16 protein-coding genes are annotated in these 15,164 nt (G+C 67.5%); 7 read left to right on the plus strand and 9 right to left on the minus strand.

Annotation, left to right across the window (positions count from 1 at the left end; genetic code table 11):
• The first annotated feature begins 5 nt into the window (after window positions 1–5).
• Complete coding sequence (locus QTI51_RS26075) at window positions 6–782, plus strand: DeoR/GlpR family DNA-binding transcription regulator (protein ID WP_116912014.1); 777 nt, start codon at window positions 6–8, stop codon at window positions 780–782.
• A 31-nt stretch (window positions 783–813) separates the two neighbouring features.
• On the opposite strand, the gene QTI51_RS26080 is transcribed toward QTI51_RS26075, so the two are convergent.
• On the minus strand, window positions 814–2,868 hold the full coding sequence (locus tag QTI51_RS26080; RefSeq protein WP_286516619.1) for a putative bifunctional diguanylate cyclase/phosphodiesterase: 2,055 nt from the start codon (window positions 2,866–2,868) through the stop codon (window positions 814–816).
• Window positions 2,869–3,359: 491 nt separating this feature from the next.
• Here QTI51_RS26080 and QTI51_RS26085 point away from each other — a divergent pair, with 491 nt between their 5' ends.
• Window positions 3,360–3,629: a hypothetical protein gene (locus QTI51_RS26085; RefSeq protein WP_286516622.1), complete on the plus strand. Its 270-nt coding sequence runs from the start codon at window positions 3,360–3,362 to the stop codon at window positions 3,627–3,629.
• A 221-nt stretch (window positions 3,630–3,850) separates the two neighbouring features.
• Here QTI51_RS26085 and QTI51_RS26090 read toward each other — a convergent pair whose 3' ends face one another.
• Entirely contained in the window at window positions 3,851–4,756 is a 906-nt protein-coding gene (locus tag QTI51_RS26090) for an amino acid ABC transporter substrate-binding protein (protein WP_286516623.1), read from the minus strand.
• 20 nt (window positions 4,757–4,776) lie between these two features.
• On the minus strand, window positions 4,777–5,565 hold the full coding sequence (locus QTI51_RS26095) for an aldolase (RefSeq protein WP_286516624.1): 789 nt from the start codon (window positions 5,563–5,565) through the stop codon (window positions 4,777–4,779).
• A gap of 169 nt (window positions 5,566–5,734) precedes the next feature.
• On the opposite strand from QTI51_RS26095, the gene QTI51_RS26100 reads away from it, so the two are divergent.
• Both QTI51_RS26100 and QTI51_RS26105 read left to right on the plus strand, forming a co-directional pair.
• On the plus strand, window positions 5,735–6,652 hold the full coding sequence (locus QTI51_RS26100; RefSeq protein WP_286516626.1) for a LysR family transcriptional regulator: 918 nt from the start codon (window positions 5,735–5,737) through the stop codon (window positions 6,650–6,652).
• A 246-nt stretch (window positions 6,653–6,898) separates the two neighbouring features.
• Window positions 6,899–7,825 carry a DUF2272 domain-containing protein gene (locus tag QTI51_RS26105; protein WP_286516627.1) on the plus strand — a complete coding sequence of 309 codons (927 nt, stop codon included), beginning with the start codon at window positions 6,899–6,901 and terminating at the stop codon, window positions 7,823–7,825.
• A gap of 15 nt (window positions 7,826–7,840) precedes the next feature.
• Here the strand turns inward: QTI51_RS26105 and QTI51_RS26110 are convergent, their stop codons facing one another.
• The 6 genes from QTI51_RS26110 to QTI51_RS26135 form a co-directional block, all read right to left on the minus strand.
• Complete coding sequence (locus tag QTI51_RS26110; RefSeq protein WP_116912020.1) at window positions 7,841–8,089, minus strand: DUF3297 family protein; 249 nt, start codon at window positions 8,087–8,089, stop codon at window positions 7,841–7,843.
• A 97-nt stretch (window positions 8,090–8,186) separates the two neighbouring features.
• Entirely contained in the window at window positions 8,187–8,693 is a 507-nt protein-coding gene (locus tag QTI51_RS26115; protein ID WP_286516629.1) for a ribonuclease HI family protein, read from the minus strand.
• Between the two features lie 7 nt (window positions 8,694–8,700).
• On the minus strand, window positions 8,701–9,186 hold the full coding sequence (locus QTI51_RS26120; protein ID WP_286516630.1) for a hypothetical protein: 486 nt from the start codon (window positions 9,184–9,186) through the stop codon (window positions 8,701–8,703).
• Between the two features lie 117 nt (window positions 9,187–9,303).
• Window positions 9,304–10,302 carry a Bug family tripartite tricarboxylate transporter substrate binding protein gene (locus tag QTI51_RS26125; protein WP_371087445.1) on the minus strand — a complete coding sequence of 333 codons (999 nt, stop codon included), beginning with the start codon at window positions 10,300–10,302 and terminating at the stop codon, window positions 9,304–9,306.
• A 57-nt stretch (window positions 10,303–10,359) separates the two neighbouring features.
• The gene (locus tag QTI51_RS26130) at window positions 10,360–11,304 is read right to left on the minus strand and encodes a hydroxymethylglutaryl-CoA lyase (protein ID WP_286516631.1); all 945 of its coding nucleotides are present in this window, start codon (window positions 11,302–11,304) and stop codon (window positions 10,360–10,362) included.
• On the minus strand, window positions 11,297–12,508 hold the full coding sequence (locus tag QTI51_RS26135) for a CaiB/BaiF CoA transferase family protein (RefSeq protein ID WP_286516633.1): 1,212 nt from the start codon (window positions 12,506–12,508) through the stop codon (window positions 11,297–11,299). Before QTI51_RS26135 ends, QTI51_RS26130 begins: the two co-directional genes overlap by 8 nt.
• 145 nt (window positions 12,509–12,653) lie before the next feature.
• Here QTI51_RS26135 and QTI51_RS26140 point away from each other — a divergent pair, with 145 nt between their 5' ends.
• The 3 genes from QTI51_RS26140 (at window position 12,654) to QTI51_RS26150 (ending at window position 15,154) form a co-directional block, all read left to right on the plus strand.
• The gene (locus QTI51_RS26140; RefSeq protein WP_132748931.1) at window positions 12,654–13,553 is read left to right on the plus strand and encodes a LysR family transcriptional regulator; all 900 of its coding nucleotides are present in this window, start codon (window positions 12,654–12,656) and stop codon (window positions 13,551–13,553) included.
• Between the two features lie 34 nt (window positions 13,554–13,587).
• Window positions 13,588–14,376 carry a glutamine amidotransferase gene (locus tag QTI51_RS26145; protein ID WP_286516635.1) on the plus strand — a complete coding sequence of 263 codons (789 nt, stop codon included), beginning with the start codon at window positions 13,588–13,590 and terminating at the stop codon, window positions 14,374–14,376.
• A gap of 145 nt (window positions 14,377–14,521) precedes the next feature.
• Window positions 14,522–15,154: a CDP-alcohol phosphatidyltransferase family protein gene (locus QTI51_RS26150; RefSeq protein WP_286516637.1), complete on the plus strand. Its 633-nt coding sequence runs from the start codon at window positions 14,522–14,524 to the stop codon at window positions 15,152–15,154.
• Window positions 15,155–15,164 lie beyond the last annotated feature (10 nt).

Here is a 15,164-nt window from a genome sequence, read left to right on the forward strand (position 1 = left end):
ATTTCATGCTCCAAGAAGAACGATTCCTGCGCATCCGCAGCCTGCTCGCCACCTTCTCGCGCCTGAGCGTCGAGCGCATCGTGCAAGACCTCGAGGTGTCGCGCGAGACCGTGCGGCGCGACCTGCTCGAGCTCGAGGGCCTGGGCGAGCTGCGCCGCGTGCACGGCGGCGCCATTGCCACCAGCGCCGAGCCCGAGCCGCCGCTGGCCGTGCGGCTGGTGGCCCGCCAGCGCGAGAAGCGCGCCATCGCCAAGGCCGCCGTCGCGCTGCTGCGCCCGGGGCAGACCGTGTTCATGGACGCGGGCAGCACCATGTCGATCTGCGCGGAAGAGCTGGCCACGCTCAGCGGCATGACCGTCATCACCAATTCACTGAACATCGCGCTCAAGCTCGCGGGCGCGGGTGAAGGCCGGCTCACCGGCAACAAGACCATCCTGCTGGGCGGCGAGATCGATGTGCAGGGCCAGGCCACCTGCGGCGACACCACCGTGGAGGCCATTCGCCGCTACCGCGCCGACGTGGCGCTGCTGTCGCCCGTGGGGCTGCACGCCAAGCACGGCGCCATGAGCTTCGAGCACCACGAGGCCACCATTGCGCGCGCCATGGCCGAGCAGGCGCAGCAACTCATCCTGCTGGCCGACCACGCCAAGATCGGCCAGGCCAGCCGCGTGACCTATGCGCGCGCAGCGGACATCGGCGTGGTGGTCACCGATGCGAAGGCCCGCGACCTGCCGGGCATGGCGGCGCTGCGCAGGGCGTGCGAGCAGGTGGTGCTGGCCTGACGTTGCCAGCAAGCAGGCCGAGGTCTCCCCCTCAGGCCTGCGCCGCGGAAGCGTCCTCGCGCTGCGCGGCCCACGCCATCACCTTGTCCAGCGGCGCCGGCCGCATGAAGTAGTAGCCCTGCAGCAGCGGCGAGCCCAGCGCGTTCAGCGCCTCCAGCTCCTCGCGGTTTTCCACGCCCTCGGCCACCACCTCGATGAACAGCGACTGGCCCAGCCGTATCACCGCCTCCACCATCAGCCGGCTGCCGGGCGACGACGCCAGGTTGAGCACGAAGCTGCGATCGATCTTCACCTGCCGCACATGCTCGCCGCGCAGCGACGCGAGCGACGAATAGCCCACGCCGAAGTCGTCGATGACGATGGCGATGCCCGCCTCGGCCAGCGCGCGCAGCCGCGTCTTCGCGGCCGACGTGTCCAGCGCCACCTCTTCGGTGATCTCGATCTGCAGCCGGTGCGGCGGCAGGCCATGCCTGGCGAGCGCCTCGAGCACGATGGCGTCCACCGGCAGTTGCGACATCTCGCGCGGCGACACGTTCATGGCCACCGGCACGTCGGCGAAGCGCACGCCGGCCGAAGTCAGCTGGCGCAGGCCCAGGCAGATTTCATCGAGGATGTGCCGCAGCAGCCGCTCGGCCAGCCCCGTGTTCGCGGCCGCGTAGATGACGTCGGCCGGCGCCACCCAGCCATGCCGGGGGTGCTGCCATCGCAGCAGCGCCTCCAGGCTGTGCAGCCGCCGCCCGCCCTCGGCCAGGATGGGCTGGTACCACACGCAGATGGCGCGCGAGGCGATGGCCTCGGCCAGGTCGCGCTCGATGTCTCGCCGGCTCAGCAGGCGGCTGTGCAGCGCCTCGTCGAAGCGGTGGCAGCGGTTGCGGCCGCGGCGCTTGGCCTCGTACAGTGCCTCGTCGGAAAAGCTCAGCATCTCGGCCACCGAGCAGTCGTGCTCCGTGCAGATGCCCACGCTCACGCCCAGCTGGCCGCCGTAGTGCGAGGTCGCTTGCCCGATGGAAGCGATGAGCTCGCCCGCCACCCGCTCGGGTGCGTCGTGCGCGCCGTGGGGCTGGTAGAACACCGCGAACTCGTCCCCGCCCCAGCGGCCCACCACCGCGTCGTGCGGGGCGAGCCGCTGCTGCAGCCACTGGCCCACATCCTGCAGTACCTGGTCGCCCGTCTTGTGGCCGAAGGCGTCGTTCACTGCCTTGAAGCCGTCGAGGTCGAGCATCAGCGCGGCGGCGGCCGCTGCAGCGGGCTCGCGCCGCGCGCCTCTCGCGCGGCAGAATCGCGACGCGGCCTCGAAGAAGCCTTCGCGGTTGAGCAGGCCCGTGAGCGAATCGTGGTTGGCCCGAAAGTCCAGCTCGCGCGCGGCGCGGGTCGACTGCGCGTGCGTTCGCCGCAGCTCCGAGGCCATGAACAGCGCCTCGTTCTTCAGGCGGCTGCTGGCGCGGAACGCGCGGTCGCCGCGCACCGATGCGTGAACCAGCGTGGCCAGGTACACCGCCACCATCAACGCCAGCACGCTGTGATGAAAGCCGCCCGCCCACAGCAGCCACCCCGTGACCGACGCGAGCGCGGGTGACACGAAGGCCACCGGCACCGGCGCGTACGCCGCGCTGTAGATGACCGATCCGGCGCACACGCCGCACATCACCGTGAGGAAGAACAGCGTTTCCTCCGGCACCGCCTTGCTGCAGAACACCGGCAGCAGCGCCCACACGCAGCCCGAGAAAAACGACGACAGCGTGACCCGGCGCAGTTGCCGCGCGATAGCGCTTTCATCAAGCGTGCCGGCGTCGTCGTCTTTGACTGCGGCGTGCACCGGGCGCGAGACGAAGGCACGCAACGCATTGGAAAGCACCACGAGCAGCAGCCACGCGAGCGGCAACGCCCACGTGCCCGGTGACCGCGATGCGTGCGACGAATACAGCGCCACCACCGCCGCGGCAGTGCCCACCGCCATGCCCGAGGGCACCACCGCGCGAACGCTGCGCCGCACCGAAAGCAGTTGGTCGGCCCGCACCATCCTGTCGAGCGCGGCGTGGGCGGTCGGGTGAGGTGGAGCGTGGCTGGTTGCGTCGAAATCGACCATGTGTTGACTGAAGGCGCCGCGCCGTAGCCCCAAGGATGGGGCCGACAACTGACAACGCCTCGCCTCCCGTTGTCATTCGGTGGCAAAAGTTACGCGCTGAGACTCGGCGATTGCCACCGTGTCGCGTGGTCGTTGTCCGACATGAGGAGTGCCAACGGCTAACAAAGGCCTCTGCCTTCGGCGCGCACGCGGTGCGGCCAAAGCTGCATTTGTTGGCGCGAATGGAAGTTGCGTGGTGTGCAAGGTGCGGCGCCGATGGCCGCTCTTGCCTAAAGTGGACGCCCTTGTCACTCAATTTCCCGCCGAGGAAACCCGGAAAGGCGCCACACACAACCACATCGATTCTTGAAGGGCTGCTTGCCTCGCGGCAGGTTGTCGATGCGAAAGCACCGATGCAGAAAGCGAGGTATCAAAGGCGACGGCCAAGGTGCTAGGAACACCCCAGCCGTCTAACCAAAAACGTGCAACCAACTCTAAGGAAGCGCACATCAATGGCTACGAAGACTATAGCCCGGCCTCGCACGCCGGTATCCCCCGAAGAGAACGCCCAGGAACCGGCGGATCTCCTCGAAAACATCCTCTCGCAACTCGAAGCACTCCTGTGGGTGTGCCACGGAGAAGGCATCGACTGGTCCACTGGGGAAGGGCCACGCCAACTGGACAACCTGCTCTGGCTTGCAGCCGACATGGCGCGCAAAGCCGGGGAGCTGTTTCAGTTGAGCGAGAAGGCGCGCATGGCGGCGCCTGAGACTGGCGGTTAACGGCTGGTCTGGCGGGCTGTGAGGTTCATGGCCCGCCTTTTGGGATTGGATTGCTTGGGTTCGGGACGCGTGAACAGGCCGACGGGTACTTCCCTCCGCGAATGTCCCCCGCCTTCGGCTCCTCCTTTATTTCGCTGCGGGAAGCACCCGACGCCCTGTTCACCTGGGCACGCTGCTGGTGAACCTGCCGCGACGACTGCACTGCATCACTTGAGCTCGTCTCAATAGTCGGACGAGTTTGGGGAATCGGTCGGCTTGGCTATCACCTTTGCCAGCGCTTCGCTCATCGGGAAGTGCAGGTTCACGCCACGCGGCGGGATGGGCGACTGGAACCACTTGTCGTACAGCGCTTTTATTTCTCCGCTGACAGACAATTTGGCAATGGCTTTGTCGGCGATGGCTTTGAATTCAGGCTCGCCACGGGGCAACAACACTGCATAAGGGTCTCGGCTCAATGCGTCGGAACTCAGAGAAAAATCGGCAGGGTTTTGCGAGAAAGAAATTTGCCCGACGAGATTGATGTCGTCTTCGAAAAACACATCGGCTCGACCTGACGTGAAAGTCAACATGCTGTCTGAAAAATCTTTGGCCTGAATGAGGTTGAGGCCGAGGCCATCTTTTTTGTCTAGCGCTCGGAGTTTCAGAACCGTGTTCGAGCCGGTGGTCGCGACGACCGTTTTTCCTTTCAGGTCCTTGATTGCGTTGAGCTTGTCTGACTTGCGCGATACGAATTTGGTGCCGACCACAAAATACGTATTGCTGAAACTCACCAGCGCTTGGCGTTCCGGGTTATTTACCGTCGTGCCGCATTCGAGGTCGATGGTTCCATTCTGAATCAGCGGAATTCTGTTCTGCGATGTGACTGCCTGCCTTTTGACTGGCAGATTGGGGCTGCCGATGGCGGTCTTGACGTCTTCTACAATTTTCTGGCAAATATCTTGCGCATAGCCGATGGGCTGGCCGTTTCCGCCGAGGTAAGAAAACGGAATCGAAGATTCGCGGTACGCGACCGTGATGAAGTTTCTTTCCTTGATCTCTTTCAATCGTCCGGTCAATTCGGCTGCGTTCGATTGAATAAAGGCGAGCGAGCAGGCGGCTGCGGCAATGCAAACAATGAGGGGCTTCATTTTTTACTGGGGTATGGAGTTCAAGAAGAAAAATCGGGGTCGGTTTTCTGGAGCCTTCGCTTCACGCTCTCCAGATGCTGTACGGCGCTCTCGTCTCCCCCGGCACGCATCTGGGCGTAGGTGGCCGCGGCCACCTTCGGGTGAACGGGAACGAGTTTTCTGCCCGTCGATTCGGCCAGCACCTGCACTTCGCATGCCCGTTCGAGGTAGTACAGGTCGTTCCAGGCCTGCGCAATGGTTTTGCCGACCACCATCACACCGTGATTTCGCATGAACACGACATCGGCATCGCCAATTGCAGCCGCAATTCGGTCGCCCTCCTGCGCATCGAGCGCCAGGCCGTTGAATTCATCGACGGCGGTGCGTCCGTAGAATTTCAGCGAGGTCTGGCCGGCCCATTGAAGCGGCTGGCCCTCGACCATTGCAAGGCTTGTGGCATACGGCATGTGGGTGTGAAATGCCACCCGGGCACGCGGCAGGTTCTTGTGCACCCTGGCATGAATGTAGTAGGCGGTAATTTCAGGTGCCCTGTCGCCTTGAACGACATTGCCCTCGAAATCGCAAATGATCAGGTCGGACGCGCGAACTTCTTCGAATGCCAGGCCGAACGGGTTGACCAGAAAATAATCGTCTGTGCCGGGCACCACGGCTGAAAAATGGTTGCAAATTCCCTCTTCCATGCCAAGATTCGATGCCATGCGAAAACAGGCCGCCAAATCGATACGGGCTTGCTGCACCTCGAAATTCTCGAACATGCGGGGGTCAACTTTTTTCGGTGCGGTGTCGCCTGCCGCCAAGGAGTGGGCCATTTTTTAATTCAGGATTTAATTCGAGAGTCCGGCTGAAATTTCATTCTTTGCGTCGTGGATCGCTCAAGAAAAATGAAAGTTTCTTGACGCAATGAAGTCTGCAGCCGCGCCGTTTGACCGTCAAATTAGAAGATGACGGAGCGCGATAAGCTTTTCTTATGGGTTCGCTATGAGGCTCAAACACATCGAAGTTTTCAACGCCATCATGCTGTCGGGCAGTGTGAGCGCCGCGGCGCGCATCCTCAACGTCACGCAACCTGCGGTCACGCAAACGCTCAAGCACGCGGAGCAGCAACTCGGCTACGCGCTTTTCCTGCGAGAAAAAGGAGGGCTGAAGCCGACGCCGGAAGCGCGGCATCTGTATCTCCGCTCGAAGGAAATATTCGAGCAGGTGGACGAACTGAGGCGTTTGGCGCAGTCTTTGAAGACAAGCAACCTGTCGCAATTTCGGATCGCCATCGTGCCGTCGCTGTCCACCAAATGCCTGTCCACCGCCTTGAGCCTTTTCAAGACCCGGCATCCGCACAGCGCGGTGTCCATCAAGATTCTTCATTCCGACGAAATTGCCAGGGCGGTGGCGTTGCAGGAATTCGACCTGGGCATTGCCTACGGCGAAATTGATTTGCCTTCGGTCGATTCCGAAGTGCTGGGGGTCGGCCATCTGGTCTGGGTTGAGGCCACGCCTGCCGCGCCTGCGGGGCCGGCCGGACACGTCGAGACCACCGACATATCGATTGCCGAGATGGCCAGCCGCGAGTTCATCGGCATCGACAAGGACGACCCGGTCGGCAAGGTGCTGCTCGGGCACCTGTCCGAGAGCGCGGTGTTCTCGCAGATTCGCCTTTCGGCGCAGACCTACCAGTCGGCCTTGCTGCTGACGCTCGACGGCTTCGGCCCGTGTGTGATCGACTCTTTCACCGCCGGCTTTTCGCGCGACCCGACGCTGTCATGCCGAAGCATCTCGCCGCGCATTCCGGTGGCGGTGTCGGCGGTGTCCGTTGCCCAAGGGCGGCAACGCGGAGATTTCGTCGACTTCTTGCAGGCCTTCAAGACGGCGTTGAGTCAGGGTGGGCACAACGCGCCCTAGCGGCGGCAACCGCACGCTACAACGCGCACGGGTCGACCGATCGCGGTGCGGCGTGGGCGCGGTAAGCCCACGGCTATGCTCGCGCCCATGCCGCCCTACGACACGACTTTCAGCGCGCGACGCTGTTTCGCCGCTCTCGCCTGCACACTCGTTCTCGCCGCTGCTTTTCCCGTCCTCGCGTCACCCTCCTCGTCTTCCTGCATCGACACCGCCACCCAGCTCCCCTCCCCCGCCCGCGCCCTCGCGATGGCCACGTACGCCACGCAAGAGCACCAGGCCTTCGGCGGCCAGACCATGGACGCCGAGGGCCGCGTGACCGAGGCGGGCGACTCCGAAGCCGAAGACACGCGCCACACCATTCCCAGCCTCGCCCCCTGGCAGCGCGTGCTCGCCTACTGGCAGGCGGTCGACCCGCGCCTGCCCACGCAGGTGCGCTACGGCGGCCTGCGCCCGGCCAACCGGCACCTGCTGCTGCAGGCGCTGAACGAGGCGACGGCCGGGCGGCTGCAAGGCCTGGGCGTGGGGCCCGACGAGGGGCTGGCGTCCGACGAGCTGCGCGCGGTGCAGGTGGCGCTGGCGCGCGTCTCCATCGTCGACACGCCGTGGTCGGCCGCCTTCATCAGCTGGCTGGCGCGGCAGGCCGGGCTGGCGGACGACGAGTTCGTGTTCTCCGAGGCGCATGAGGACTACGCGGGCGCGGCCTGGCAAGCCGGCACCGACGAGACCGCCGGCAGGCCGACGCGCTACGCGATGCGCGCCTGCGACCTGTTGCGCACGCCACCGCGCGTGGGTGACCTGGTGTGCCAGGCGCGCGGCGCGGGCGCCGAGCTGAACACCTTCGACAAGATCGGCGAGGTGCTGGCGACGCGCGACACCGGCGGCGACGCGCTGCCCATGCATTGCGATGTGGTGGTGAGCGTGGAGGCCGCGGGCTTCGACACGGTGGGAGGCAACGTGCTGCAGTCGGTCACGCGGCGCCGGCTCGACTTCGCGCCGGGCACGCGGCTGCTGGACCCGAGCTACCTGCCGGAGGGGTGCTCGCCGGCGTCTGGTGCACCTGGTGCACCTGGTGCATCCGGTACATCAAGCGCCTCTGGTGCATCTGGCGCGGCCGGCTGCATCGATCGCCACATGAGCCGGCAGCCCTGGTCGCTGCTGCTGCAGTGGCGCTGATCTCAAAAAGAAAGATTACTTGTAGAACGCCTCGACGGTGCCCTTGAGCTTGAGCAGCAGGGGCTTGCCCTTGCGGTCGAGGGTCTTGCCGGCGGGCACCTTGATCCAGCCTTCGCTGATGCAGTATTCCTCGACGTCGAGGCGTTCCTTGCCGTTGAAGCGAATGCCGATGTCGTGCTCGAAGGCGGCAGCCAGGTGATGCGGGCTGCGCGAATCGCTGGAGAGGTGGTCGGGGAGTGGGGGGCGGGGAGTGGCTTCTGTCATGGCGCGTGATGATAGGGGCTCCGCACGGCCCTGGGGCTGACTCCGGGCCTGGCCCCGGGTTGCGGTGGGCCCGGCGCGGCTTTCTAACGCCGCTGCTCTAGCGCCGCTTCTTCTTTGCGGGGCGCGCGGGCGGCTTGGGCGCGAAGCCCAGGGCGGCGCGCGCGAGCGCGTCGGCCTCGCCGTTGCGGTGCCGCGGAATCCACTGCACGCGTGCGTCGTCGAAGCTGCCGAGCAACGCCCGCGCATCGTCGAACAGGCCGGCCAGCCGCGCGATGGGCTTGGCCCGCGCGGGGCCCAGCTGCTCGACCAGGATGCTGTTGTCGCTGTACGCCCGCACGGCGCTCACGCCGCGTTCGCGCAGGTCTTGCAGCGCCAGGGTGAGCGCCAGCAGCTCGGCCTCGTTGTTGCAGCCGGTGGTGTGCGTGGCCTGCGACAGGGTGTGGCGCGTGCCGTCGGGCGCGGTGATGACGGCGCCGATGCCCATGCGGCCAGGGTTGGGCATGGCGCTGCCGTCGCAGTGCACGGTCCAGGGCGCGGGGCCCGTTGGCAGGTCGATTGGCAGGCCCACCGGTGCGCCGATGCCCACGCTGTCGTTCAAACTCATCGCGCGCTCAGCAGTTGTTGCGCTTGATGCCTGCCAGGTTGCAGGGCCGCTGGCCGGGCGGGGGGCCGGGGTCGCGCACCTGGTGCGGCGGGCGGCGAATGGGGCGGACGCCGTCGTAGTACGGGTCGTCGGGGCCCAAGATGTAGACCGGCGGGTCGCTCGCCGGCCGCTGCTGCGTGTCGGCGGGGTAGCGCGGAATGATGGCCGGGCCCGAGGGCGGATTGGCGGCCTGCTGGGTCGCCGCAGGTGGTGCGGACTGGGTGGACTGGGTGGATTGCGCAGGTGCCGCGCCGGCCGGCGGGGTGTACGCGCGCCGCGTTTCATCGACCGGCGGCGACTCCAGGATCTGCACCTGCGCTGCGCGCTTGCTGCCCGGCGGGCAGGCGACGTTGGTGTACGAGATGGCCCCGCTGGCGTCGGTGCAGCGCACGACTTCCGCGTGCGCGCCCAGGGCGACGGTGAAGATCGACAGGAACAGGGCCAGGGAGCGCATCGGATGAGGTCTGGTGAAGATCCGGGAGGAAGAGCCGTGGGAAAGAATGTGGCCCCACTGTAGCCGCAGCGCCCGCGCCCGGCGAGCCCCACGCGCACGCCCCCACTCACCGCGTCGTCATTCGGGCTCGATGCCCGCCGCGCGAATCACCCGCCCCCACTTCTGCGACTCGGCCGCCTGGAACTGCGCCAGCCCCTCGGGCGTGCTGGTGACGGCCTCGCCGCTGGTGGTGGCCTGGTAGGCCACGACCGAGGGCGCGGCCGACACCTTGATCATCATGTCGTTCAGCTTCTGCGTGATGGCCGCGGGCGCGCCGGGCGGCAGGTACACGGCCGTCCAGTAGGACATGTCGTAGCCCTTCACGCCGGCCTCTTCCACGGTGGGCAGCGCGGGCACGGCGGCCAGGCGCTTGTTGCCGCTGACGGCCAGCGCGCGCAGCTTGCCGCTCTTCACCTGCGGCAGCGCGGTGGGCGCGTCGGCGAACATGAAGTCGACCTGCGCGCCCAGCAGGTCGGTGATGGCCAGCGGGTTGCTCTTGTAGGGCACGTTGACCACGTCGATGCCCGCCATCTGCTTGAGCAGCTCGCTGGCCACGCGGCTCGACGAACTGCCGCTGCCGAAGTTGAGCTTGCCCGGCGCCCTCTTGGCGGCGGCCACCAGGTCGGCCACCGACTTGATGGGCGATTCGGCATTCACCAGCAGCAGCATGTGGCCCTTGGACAGCAGCGCGACCGGGGTGAAGTCTTTCACCGGGTCGTAGGGCAGCTTCTTGAACAGGTGCTCGTTGGCCGCGTGCGTGGTGTTGGTGGTCATGAGCATCGTGTAGCCGTCGGGCGCGGCCTTGGCCACGTACTGCGCGGCAATGAAGCCGCTGGCGCCGGCCCGGTTGTCCACGATGACGGGCACCTTGTATTCCGCACCCAGCGCCTGCGCCATGCTGCGCGCCTGCTGGTCGGTGCCGCTGCCCGCGCCGAAGGGCACGACGATGGTGATGGGCTTGCTCGGGTAGGTCTGCGCGTGCGCAGGAACGGCCGCGGCCGCAACGGCGAGCAGGGCCGCGCACAGCGTGGCTGATAAAGCCAGCGGCGCGCGAAGTCGGTGGAAGAAGGGGGGCACGGTGTTGTCTCCTGTGGAATGTTCTTTGTGTGTGCGTCGTGGGCCGCTCGGCGGGCCTCAGTGCCGGAACCTGGCCAGCGTGCCGGCCCGCACGAGCTTGCCCGGCAGCGGGTGGCCGACGATGCCCTCGGCCATCTGCGCGCAGTCGATGAGCGCATCGAGGTCCACGCCGGTTTCGATGCCCATCTCTTCGCACATGAAGGCCAGGTCTTCGGTGCAGATGTTGCCGGCCGCGCCGGTGTGGCCCGCGAAGGGGCAGCCCCCCAGGCCGGCGCAGGCGCTGTCGAAGGTGTCGATGCCCATCTGCAGGCCCATGAGCGCGTTGGCCATGGCGGTGCCACGCGTGTCGTGCAGGTGCAGGCCCAGGCGCAGCGCGGGCCAGCGCTCGCGCACGGCGCCCACCACCGCGGCAATGGCGTTGGGCTGGGCCCAGCCCACGGTGTCGGCCAGCCGCAGGATGGGCAGGCGCAGGCCGAAATCGGCCATCACCTCGAACATCTGCGCCACCCGCTCGACCACGGTGGCCGGGGCAATGGCGCCTTCGAGGTTGCAGCCGAAGGCGGTGGTGACGATGCCGCGCGTGACCGCGATGCCGTGGTCGACGCAGAAGGCCAGCGTTTCCCGCTGGGCCTCGCGCAGCGCGGCCAGGCTCTTGCCGCTGTTGCGCACCGAGAAGGCCTCGGACGCGTTGGTGCCGATGGTGCCTTCGATGTCCAGCTGGGTGCGCATGGCGCGCTGCATGCCGCGCAGGTTGAGCCACAGGCCGGTGTAGCGCACGCCGTCGCGCTTGCGTATCGACTGCGCGACCAGCTCGGCGTCGGCCATGCCGGGCACGCGCTCGGGGTTGACGAAGGACACGCACTGCACCTCCTGCAGCCCGGTGCCGGCCAGCGCCTCGATCAGGCGCACCTTCTCGGTCGATGCGATGTGGCGCGTCTCGATCTGGAAGCCCTCGCGCGGGCCCTCCTCGTGCAGGTGAACGCGGCGGGGCAGGTCAGACATCGGCATCTCCTTGGGACTGTGCTTGGGGCTGTGCTTGGGGCTGTTGCGGTGCTTCCGTAGCGTGTTCGGTGGCTTGAACAGGCGCCCCGAACTCCGCGTTGTGCTGGCCCAGCCGCGGCGCGACCGAGCGGTGCGCGGGCCGCTGGCCGTCGATTGACAGCGGCAGCGCGGTCAGCCTGAAGTCTTCGCCCGGCACGGCCTGCAACATGCCCAGCGCCTCGACCTGCGGGTGCGCGATGGCCTCGGGCACGGTGTGCACGGGCGCGCAGGGCACGCCGGCGGCGGCGAAGCGCGCGCTCCAGTGCGCGCGGCCGTGCGCGCGCAGCAGCGGCACGATCTGCTCGAACAGCGCGGCCTTGTGCTGCAGCCGCAGCCGGTTGGTGGCAAAGCGCGCGTCGGTGGTCCAATCGTCGCGGCCGAGTTCGTGCGCGAACTTGGCGAACAGGCGGTCGTTGCCGCAGCACACCAGCAAGGGCGCGTCGGCGGTGTCGAAAGACTCGTAGGGCACGAAGCCCGGGTGGCCCGAGCGGTGGCGCTCCGGCAGGCGGCCTTCGTTGGCGTAGGCGTCGGCCTTCTGGCCGGTCCACACCAGCGCGGTTTCGAGCAACGACGCGCTCACCACCCCGCCCTTGCCCGTGGCATGGCGCCGCTGCAGCAGCGCGAGCGCGCCGATCACCGCCCACATGCCCGTGCCCTGGTCGCACACCGAGGCGCCGGTGCGCATCGGCGGATCGTCGGGCCCGCCGTTGATGCTCGACAGGCCGCTGAACGCCTGTATCAGCGGCTCGTAGCCCGGCTGCATGCCCAGCGGACCGGTGTGGCCGAAGGCGGAAATCTCGCAGTAGATGAGGCGCGGGTGGCGCGCGCACAGCGCGGGCCCGTCGATGCCCATGGCGCGCGTGACGCCGGGGCGCAGGTTGTGGATGAGGATGTCCGACTCGCCCGCCAGCCGCTCGAACACGGCCATGCCTTCTGCGCTCTTCAGGTCGAGCGCGACCGACTTCTTGCCGCGGTTGAACACATGAAAGTTGAGCGCGTCGCCGTGCCTGAAGGCCGGGCCCATGTGGCGCGCGTCGTCGCCGCCTTCGGTGCGCTCCAGCTTGACGACGTCGGCGCCCAGGTCCGCCAGGATGGCGCCGGCAAAGGGCCCGGCCAGCACCTGTCCGAGTTCGAGCACCCGGATGCCTTCCAGTGTTTTTTGCATGTCCGCGGCCCGGGGGAACCGGGCTTGTCTCTGTGTGGTGTGGGCGAGTCTGGCCCTCGGCCATTGATCTGGGAAGACGAATATTTCTATATCTGTGATAACTTGGCCGGATCAATCCCGACCGGGTCACGCCCGCGCCGTTCCCGTGCGAATCGACATCACCCTGCAGCAGCTGCAAGCCTTCGTGGAGGTCGCGAAAACCTCCAACTTTCGCGCGGCGGCGCATGCGCTGCATGTGTCGCAGCCGGCGCTGAGCCGCACCATCCGCATCGTCGAGGAACTGGCCGGCGCGCGGCTGTTCGACCGCGACACGCGGCATGTGGAGCTGACGCCCGCGGGCCGCGAGCTGCTGCCGATTGCGCTGCGCATCCTGGAGAACTTTCACAGCTCGTTCAGCGAGCTGTCGCAGTTCCTGGAAGGGCGCAGCGGGCACCTCACCATTGCCGCGCTGCCCTCCACGGGCTCGGCGATGCTGCCCAACGCCATCGCGGAATTTCGCGCGAGCCATCCGCAGGTGGCGTTCTCGTTCATCGAAGGGCCGGCGGAGCTGGTGCGCTCGGCGGTGGACGAAGGCCGGGCCGATTTCGGCATCAGCGTGCGCCCCGGCCCGCAGGAGCCGATGCAGTACCGCCACCTGATCGACGACCCCTTCGTGCTGCTGTGCCGGCGCGACGACGCGCTGGCGGGGCGGGCCTCGGTGGCGTGGTCGGTGTTTGCCACGCGGCCCTTCATTGCCAGCGGCTTTCGCAGCAGCATCCGCCCGATCACCGACGCGGCCTTTCTGCAGCGCGGGCTGCAGGTGGTGCCGGCGCTGGAGTACCCGAGCGTGGCCGCGGCCGGCGCGCTGGTGGCGGCGGGGCTGGGCATCACGGCGCTGCCTCGGCTGGCGCTGCAGCTCACGCGCAACGACGACCTGGTGACGGTGCCGCTGCAGCGCCCGGCCATGTCGCGCCCCATCGGGCTGGTGACGCGCGCGGGGCGCTCGCCCTCGCCGGTGGGGCGGGCCTTCATGGACCTGCTGCACCGCAGGGAGGCCGCGCGCTGAGCTGGCTCTTTCGCGCTGCGGCATGATCGCGGCCATGCAAGAAAACGCCCCGGAAAAGGCTTCGAATGAAGCCTCGAGTAACACGCTGAAAGAAGCCCCGCACCCACTCGTCATCGTCAAGGTCGGCAGCACCTTCGAAGCCCTTCGCGCCCGCCGTGGCGACTTCGAACACTGGATTGCCGACGGGCTGGCCACGCAGTCGTTGCCGATCCTGGTGGTCGACCCGCGCCGGGGCGACACGCTGCCCGCAGTGGACGCGGTCTCCGGCGTGGTCGTGACGGGATCGCACGCGATGGTGTCGCACCGCGAACCCTGGAGCGAAACCACCGCCGCCTGGCTCGCGCAGCTGGTGGCGCGCCGCACGCCGGTGCTGGGCATCTGCTACGGCCACCAGCTGCTCGCGTATGCGCTGGGCGGCGAGGCGGGCGACCACCCGCAAGGCGCGGAGGTGGGCACCGTGAGCGTCACGCTCGACGCCGCCGCCGCCACCGACCCGCTGCTGCAGGGCCTGCCCGCGCAGTTTCCGGCGAACGTAGTGCACTGGCAAAGCGCGCTGCGGCTGCCCGAAGGGGCGGTGCGCCTGGCCGGCAACGACCACGAGCCGGTGCAGGCCTTTCGCGTGGGCGAGAGCGCCTGGGGCGTGCAGTTTCACCCCGAGTTCGACGACGAGGTGATGCGCGGCTACATCGACATGCTGGCCGACGGCCTGCGCAAGGAAGGCGCCGACCCGGCGGCGCTGCGCGAGCACGTGGCCACCACGGGCGCGGCGGCCGGGTTGCTCGGGCGCTTCGCGCGCATCGTGGAAGCGCACGAAGGCGTTTGAGGGCGTTTAAGGACGTTTGAGGGCAGCCCGGCGCCGGCCTTTCGTCGGAGCGCGACTACAAAAAGCGCCCCGCGCTTGGGTTAAGGTGCGGGCCATTCGTCGCTCGATCGTCGCCTTCAGAGACCGCCCCGTCTCCCCCCTCTTCATGACCACGCCTTCACCCGCCCGCAAGCATTTCTCGATGATCCGGGAGTTCCACCTGGCCGACGTGTTCACGCTCGGCAACGCGGCATGCGGGGTGGGCGGGGTGTTCCTGGCCATGGCGTTCATGGCGAGCCAGTCGCTCACGCAGTTTTTGTGGGCGGCGGCGCTGGCACCGGCGGCCTTCATCTTCGACGTGTTCGACGGGCGCATCGCGCGCTGGCGCCAGACGCAGTCGGCGCTGGGCCGCGAGCTCGACTCGCTGGCCGACGTGATTTCCTTCGGCGTGGCGCCCGCCGCGCTCGGATTCGCGGCCGGCCTGAACGGCGGGTGGGACTGCGCCATCCTCATCTACTTCGTGTGCTGCGGCGTGAGCCGGCTCGCGCGCTACAACGTGACGGCCGAATCGCTGTCCGAAGGCGCCAACAAGGTGAAGTACTTCGAAGGCACGCCCATTCCCACCAGCGTGGTGCTGGTGGGCGTGCTGGCGTACGCGGCCTGGCATGGCCGCATCGGCGATGCGCTGTGGGGCGGCGCCTGGGTGGTCGGGCCGTGGCAGTTGCACCCGCTCACGCTGATGTTCGCGCTGTCGGGCACGCTCATGATCAGCAAGACGCTGCGCATCCCCAAGTTCTGAGTTGCTTCCC

The sequence above is a fragment of the Variovorax sp. J22G73 genome, assembly GCF_030317035.1.
Lineage (GTDB): Bacteria > Pseudomonadota > Gammaproteobacteria > Burkholderiales > Burkholderiaceae_C > Variovorax.